The 6,233-nt window shown below is 63.3% G+C and carries 8 protein-coding genes and 1 pseudogene; 1 reads left to right on the top strand and 8 read right to left on the bottom strand.

Going from position 1 to position 6,233, the window contains the following annotated elements; all coding sequences use genetic code 11:
- The 4 genes and pseudogenes from CH275_RS26605 to CH275_RS26585 form a co-directional block, all read right to left on the bottom strand.
- Positions 1–180, bottom strand: a pseudogene (locus CH275_RS26605) (HNH endonuclease signature motif containing protein); the annotation flags it as partial.
- 561 nt (positions 181–741) lie between these two features.
- Entirely contained in the window at positions 742–1,197 is a 456-nt protein-coding gene (locus tag CH275_RS26595) for a 6,7-dimethyl-8-ribityllumazine synthase (RefSeq protein ID WP_094681083.1), read from the bottom strand.
- Between the two features lie 10 nt (positions 1,198–1,207).
- Positions 1,208–1,639 carry a DUF1810 domain-containing protein gene (locus tag CH275_RS26590; protein ID WP_094681082.1) on the bottom strand — a complete coding sequence of 144 codons (432 nt, stop codon included), beginning with the start codon at positions 1,637–1,639 and terminating at the stop codon, positions 1,208–1,210.
- A gap of 10 nt (positions 1,640–1,649) precedes the next feature.
- Positions 1,650–2,234 carry a TetR/AcrR family transcriptional regulator gene (locus CH275_RS26585; RefSeq protein ID WP_094681081.1) on the bottom strand — a complete coding sequence of 195 codons (585 nt, stop codon included), beginning with the start codon at positions 2,232–2,234 and terminating at the stop codon, positions 1,650–1,652.
- A gap of 61 nt (positions 2,235–2,295) precedes the next feature.
- Between CH275_RS26585 and CH275_RS26580 the strand changes: the two genes are divergently transcribed.
- A complete protein-coding gene (locus tag CH275_RS26580) occupies positions 2,296–3,057 on the top strand; it encodes an SDR family NAD(P)-dependent oxidoreductase (protein ID WP_256991223.1) in 762 nt (253 codons plus the stop codon).
- A 3-nt stretch (positions 3,058–3,060) separates the two neighbouring features.
- Here the strand turns inward: CH275_RS26580 and CH275_RS26575 are convergent, their stop codons facing one another.
- From CH275_RS26575 to CH275_RS26560, 4 genes are all read right to left on the bottom strand, one after another.
- Complete coding sequence (locus CH275_RS26575; RefSeq protein WP_094681079.1) at positions 3,061–3,546, bottom strand: CoA-binding protein; 486 nt, start codon at positions 3,544–3,546, stop codon at positions 3,061–3,063.
- The gene (locus CH275_RS26570; RefSeq protein ID WP_094681078.1) at positions 3,543–4,841 is read right to left on the bottom strand and encodes an O-acetylhomoserine aminocarboxypropyltransferase/cysteine synthase family protein; all 1,299 of its coding nucleotides are present in this window, start codon (positions 4,839–4,841) and stop codon (positions 3,543–3,545) included. Before CH275_RS26570 ends, CH275_RS26575 begins: the two co-directional genes overlap by 4 nt.
- A gap of 4 nt (positions 4,842–4,845) precedes the next feature.
- On the bottom strand, positions 4,846–5,358 hold the full coding sequence (locus CH275_RS26565) for an OsmC family protein (RefSeq protein WP_094681077.1): 513 nt from the start codon (positions 5,356–5,358) through the stop codon (positions 4,846–4,848).
- Between the two features lie 203 nt (positions 5,359–5,561).
- Positions 5,562–6,224, bottom strand: a complete 663-nt coding sequence (locus CH275_RS26560; protein ID WP_094681076.1) for an SDR family NAD(P)-dependent oxidoreductase — start codon at positions 6,222–6,224, stop codon at positions 5,562–5,564.
- Positions 6,225–6,233 lie beyond the last annotated feature (9 nt).

The raw sequence follows: 6,233 nt of genomic DNA, 5'->3' as shown, positions 1-6,233 counted from the left end.
GGTCGTGGACGTGAGCCAGCCGGCGGGGCCGGGGAAGCCGAGTTTCTCGCGGCTCACGCGGGTGTCGATGTCGGCGACGAGGGCGATACGACGGGCTTCCAACAACTGGATCTGATGGGAGACCGCGGCGGCGTCGGCGAGGAGTTCACTCTCGCTCAGTTGCCAGATCGCGGTGGCCATGGGAGCAAGTGCATCGAACATGTATTCGATGCACAATGATAGTCGAATCGAAAACTATTGTCCTGCATAAGGATTCGTGAAACAGAATTTGTCGGTAGCTCCTGATATAGGTCGGCTCAACCGCCACGCTTCACGATTCGCGGTCTGCGATCACGGTTCCTTGGTGATGGAGTATTTTCCAGTCACCATCCCGTCTCTGCCACAAGGTAGTTCTGCGGGTATGCCTGCCGTCGAGCCGCAGTGTGTACGTCAGCAGGTAGGTGGCTGGGGCAATTTCCCGTAGCTCGAACGCGCTGGTCTCCCAATCACCGTCGAGCCGACCGCTCGGGTCGGACGAGTACCGGCCTTCGAGGACCGACCAGACGTGTTCGCGACTGTAGATCCGACCGAAGCTCCGATCTCCCAGAAGCTTGGATCGGTGAGGCGCTCGAAATCCCTCCGCGTGGTGCCGAACTCGCGGCGGTGGAAGATCGGTTCTCGTCCTTCGAGTTCCGCGAGTACCTCATGCAGCTCGGGCGCAGAGTGCCAATCGGGCCCGCGCACAGAATCAGCCCCCAACCGCTATCCGATGGTTCCCAGCGACGCCAGAGTCTTGACAACAGCCCGCGCTGCCTCGGCACCCTTCTTCTCCAGGTGCGCCGTGAAGAACTCGGTGTGGTCTGCGTGCTCGTGGAAATGGTGGGGCGTGAGCACCACGGAGAACACCGGGACGTCGGTGTCCAGCTGCACACGCATCAGACCGTCGATCACCGCCGTCTCCACGAAGTCGTGTCGATAGATTCCGCCGTCCACCACCAGGGCGGCAGCGACTATTGCGGAGTACTTACCCGTCTTGGCCAAGCGCTGCGCGTGTAGCGGGATCTCGAATGCTCCCGGGACCTCGAAGACGTCGACGGGAGTATCGGCCTGGCCGAGCCGCTCGAGTTCGGCGGCGAATCCCACTCGCGCGCGATCGACGATGTCCAGGTGCCAGCTGGCGTGGACGAAGGCAATGGATCCGGCGAGTGGAGTCGTCATGGGTGCGATGCTAGCGGTACCGCTCGTCGAGCAAGTCGAGTGTTGCGCCATCGAATTCACCGCCGAAATACTTTTGCAACACTTCGTCGAAAACGGACCGACCCTCGGTAGCCTCGGCGAAAAGGGTCATGGACGAATGCAGCTTCAGATTGTCGGGATAGCCGAAGATCTCGTCGACCGTCCGGCCCTCGATGCCGACGGTCAGCCGGGCCGCCTTCTTCAGGCGAGGCCCCAGCACCTCGTGAGACAGGTACAGCTCTGCCTCGGTCAGGTCTGCGATGCCGAAGTGTTGAGCGGTTGCGCTGCGCCCCAACCCTGCCAACTGCGGGAACACGAACCACATCCAGTGCGTCTGCTTCCGTCCCGCCTTCAGCTCCCGCGTCACCGCATTCCAGACGGGTTCCTGGGCGTCGACGAAGCGTTGCAGGTCGTATTCGGTCATGCCACTCAACCTAGGTGAAGCCACGCATCAGAGTGTCGACGGTTGCGTCCAGTAGATCCTCGGCCGGGACGCCGTCGAGCAGGTCGCCGGTGGCCAACATTGCAACGCCGTGCACGCTCGCGAAGGCCACTCGGGCAAGTATCGCCGGTGGAGCCTCGGTGATCACACCGGCCCCGATGGCATCGATCAGCAGCGACTCGGTTGCAGTCATACTTTCGTGCGCAACCTCTTTCAGCTCTTCGCTGGCATCGGGATGATGTTTCGTGCTGTACATGACGTCCAGTAATTCGGGATGCTCGACGGCGAAACCGAGGTAGGCACGGGCGACGCCACGGAACCGAGACATCAGCTCTCCGGAGCCGGTCGCAGCCGCAACCATCCGTCGGTTCAGTTCCTGAAAACCATGCAGCGCCAGTGCATCGAGCAGTGCCTGCTTGTCTCGGAAATGGCGAGCCGGGGCGGCATGACTGACTCCCACGTCTCTGGCCAATTGCCGCAGCGACAGCGCGTCGACGCCACCCTGCGCGATGCTCCGTTCGGCCGCGTCGAGCAATACCGCCCGCAGATCACCATGGTGGTAGCGCCGCGTTGCCATCCACTCACCCTAAAGGATGTTGGCATTGACAACAATGCTGGCACTGCCTACATTTGCATCCATGACTTCCACAGTGCTCATCACCGGAGCAAGCTCAGGCCTCGGCGAGGAATTCGCCAACCGATTCGCCGCACGCGGCGAGAACGTCGTCCTCGTGGCCCGGCGGGCCGATCGACTCGAGGCGCTCGCTCACCACATCGAAGCCGACCACGGCGTCACTGCCACCGTCGTGGCGATGGACCTGGGCGTACCTGGAGTCGGCGCGGCACTGCGAACCACGTTGGCCGAGAAAAGAATCACTCCCACTTCCCTGGTCAACAACGCAGGCTTCGGAACGCACGGCCGGTTCGCCGACGAGGATCCGGAGCGCGTGGCCGCAGAGATCGCCCTCAACGTCAGTGCGCTGGTCGACCTCACGCACGCATTCCTGCCGAACCTGACCGGTGCGCTGATCAACGTGGCGAGTACCGCTGCGTATCAGCCCACGCCCAACATGGCCGTGTACGGGGCGACGAAAGCGTTCGTGTTGAGCTTCACCGAGGCTCTGGCGTTCGAGCACCGCACCTCGTCGCTGAAAGTACTCGCGCTCTCCCCCGGCCCTACCCGCACAGAGTTCTTCGACGTCGTGGGGTCGAAAGACGCCGCAGTGGGCAACTTCCAGACGTCCGAGCAAGTGGTCTCGACGGCGATGCGCGCGTTGGACTCTCGTCGGACCCCGGCCAGTGTGGTGTCCGGCTTGTCGAACAAGATCAGCGCGGGCAGCGTTCGCCTCGCGCCGCGCGCCCTGGCAACAGTGATCAGTGGTCGCCTGTTGAAGGCCTGAGGCCTACCCCCGTGTACGACGCGAATCGATCACTCCTGTATCGAATCCGGCCAGATGTAATCCCCCGTGGAATCGCGCGTGTTCGATCTTGAGGCACCGATCCATGACGACGTTCAGTCCGGCTTCCTCGGCGTCATGGGCCACCTGCTCGTGCCACAGCCCCAGCTGCAGCCAGATCGTCTTCGCCTGCGCAGCAATTGTTTCGGAGAGAACATCGGGCAGGTCGTCGTACTTGCGGAACACGTCCACCAGATGAGGCGGCTTCGGGAGATCCGCGAGCGTCGGATAGACCGTCGTTCCTTCGATTTCGGCGATCGTGGGATTGACCAGAAATATCTCGTAGTTGCTCGTCGACGACAAGTACCGGTTGACGAAGTAGCTTGCCCGCGAGGGATTCTTGGACGCTCCGACGATTGCGACCGTCTTGGTTTCCCGCAGAATGCGCTGACGCTCTTGGGCGGACGGGCCCTGCCAGGTGCGTTCACTCACGAGCGTGCCTTTCCGGTTGCCAGCGTCAGGGCCTGATCCAGATCCCAGAGAATGTCCTCGACATCTTCGAGTCCGACGCTGATGCGGATCAATTCCGGGCCGACGCCCGCTCCGCGGAGTTGATCGTCGGTCAGCTGCCGGTGCGTGGTGCTGGCCGGGTGAATCACCAGCGTCCGCACATCACCGATGTTGGCGACGTGGCTGGCCACCTGGACGCTCTCGACGAATGCCTGCCCGGCGTCGCGGCCACCGTCGATTCCGAAGGCGAACACCGCCCCCGGGCCGGAAGGCAGATATTTCTGAGACCGACTGTGATGCGGGTGGCCCTGCAGCCCAGCCCATCTCACGTAGTCGATACGAGAATCACCGTCGAGCCATTCGGCGACGACGCGGGCATTTGCGACGTGAGCGTCCATACGCTGAGGCAAAGTCTCGACACCCTGGATCAGGGTGAACGCCGATTGCGGTGCCAATGCGCCGCCGATGTCGCGCAACTGTTCGCTGCGCAGCTTGGTCAGAAAGCCGTATTCGCCGAAGTTTCCCCACCACGACAAGCCACCGTACGAGGCCACCGGCTCGGTCATCTGTGGGAATTTGCCCGAGCCCCAATCGAATCGACCGGATTCGATCACCACGCCACCCAGCGTCGAACCGTGCCCGCCGAGAAACTTCGTTGCCGAATGGATCACGATGTCGGCACCGAACTCGATGGGCCTGCTCAGCCACGGCGTCGCCATCGTCGCGTCGATCACCAACGGGATTCCATGCTCGTGGGCAACGGCGGCAAGACCGTCGAGGTCGGCGATCTCCCCCGAGGGGTTGCCGATGATCTCGGCATAGATGAGCTTGGTCGAATCCGTCACTGCTGCGGCATACTCCGCCGGATCGGTGCCCGGTACGAACGTCGTGTCCACACCGAAACGTCGGAGCGTGACGTCGAGTTGAGTCACCGTCCCGCCGTAGAGACCCGCCGCGGCGACGATGTGATCCCCGGCGCCCGCGAGCGCGGCGAACACTGCGAATTCGGCCGCCAACCCGCTGGCGAACGCAACGGCTCCGATGCCGCCTTCGAGGCTCGCAATGCGCTCCTCGAAGGCGGCAACGGTGGGGTTGCCGATGCGGCTGTACACGTTGCCGTACTTCTGCAGAGCGAACAGATCGCCTGCGTCCGCTGAATTCTCGAAGACGTAGCTCGCCGTCTGATAGATCGGCACAGCACGCGAACCGGTGGAAGGATCAGGCCTCGCTCCGGCGTGAATTGCTCTGGTACGCAGGCCGAATGTCCGCTCGCTCATGAACTCAGGCCGTTTCGAGAACGGTGTGGATCGGGGTGGGATTGCGCGTCAGATCCAGCACGGGGCAATGATCGTCGACGGCCTGTTGCAGTTCCTCGTACCGTTCCCTTGTCTCGGGTCCGGTGACCGTGACGACGACGCGCACCTCGCCGAACCCGGGACGAACGTTGTCGTCGAAGCCGAAGAATCCGCGAACGTCGAGGTCCCCTTCGGCCTTGGCCTTGATGTCGTCTACGACTATGCCGAGCTTTTCGGCCCACACGCGGTAGGTGACCACCTGGCAGGACAGCAGCGACGCCAGGTAGTACTCGACGGGATTGGCGGCCGTGTTCTCGCCGCCGAGGGCCGGTGGCTCGTCGACCTCGACGCTGTATTTACCGAGCGTGACGGTGCTGGCGACGGCGTCATGCGCGGTTGCGGAGGCACGGAAGACCGCCTGGGCGTTCTTCGGGTCGGCCTGCACGGCGTCATCGGTGGCAGCGATGACGCCGCCGAGATGGGACACAGATGTGGTCATGAGAATTCCTGTTCGATTCGAGGGTTGCCGGAACTACCCGAGGAGCGCGAAATCTCGTCGGGGATGGGTTCGATCGACAGCTACGAACAGGAAGAAGTGCAGACGAGACCGAAGTCGATGGTGCGACGACGAACGAGCCTTCTGGCTGCGTCGGTCACGTGTGTCTCGGTCACGGTGCCGACAATAGCCTAGGAACGTCTCGCCTACGAGAACTGGTCCGCGCCGACGTCGGTCTCGTCGTCGGCGATGGCCGCGACGATCCGCGCTGCCACCGACTCCGGCGTCAGGCCCTGCGGAAGCTTCGGTGCCTGCCCCGCGATCGGCCGGGTTGCCAGACCGGTCTCGGTGTGTGGTGGACGCACGTCAACGATCCTGATCTTGGACTTGCGCGCCTCTGTCCGAACACTTTTCAGCAACGCACTGGCCGCTGCCTTGCTCGCCGAGTAGGCACCCATGTTCGGCATCGGCTTGTCGGCCACCACCGCGCTGATGTTGACCACGAACCCACCGGGCTGCAGGGTGGTCAGAGCTTCTCGCAATACCCGCAGCGGCGCGAGATAGTTCAGCAGCAACAGCTCGTCGACGGTGTCGTCGTCCACCTCTGCCACCGGACCGAACGCCACCACGCCGGCGGCGATGACGATCCCGTCCAGCCCACCGTGATGTTCGACGGCCTCCGCGACCGCCGCCTTTGCCGAATCCGGCAGCGTCAGATCGGCGTTCACCGTGTGGTGTTCCGAGGATTCCAGGCTGCGACCGCTGACGGTCAGCCGAGCACCGGCCTTCGCGAGCTGCTCGACGATCGGACCGCCGAGACCGCCACTGGCACCGAAAACGAGAATGCGTGCGCCGTCGAGAGTGGTCATGGTTTCGAG

The sequence above is a fragment of the Rhodococcus sp. 06-235-1A genome, assembly GCF_002258785.1.
Classification (GTDB): Bacteria; Actinomycetota; Actinomycetes; order Mycobacteriales; family Mycobacteriaceae; genus Rhodococcoides.
This window is presented reverse-complemented; position numbering and strand designations above follow the sequence as displayed.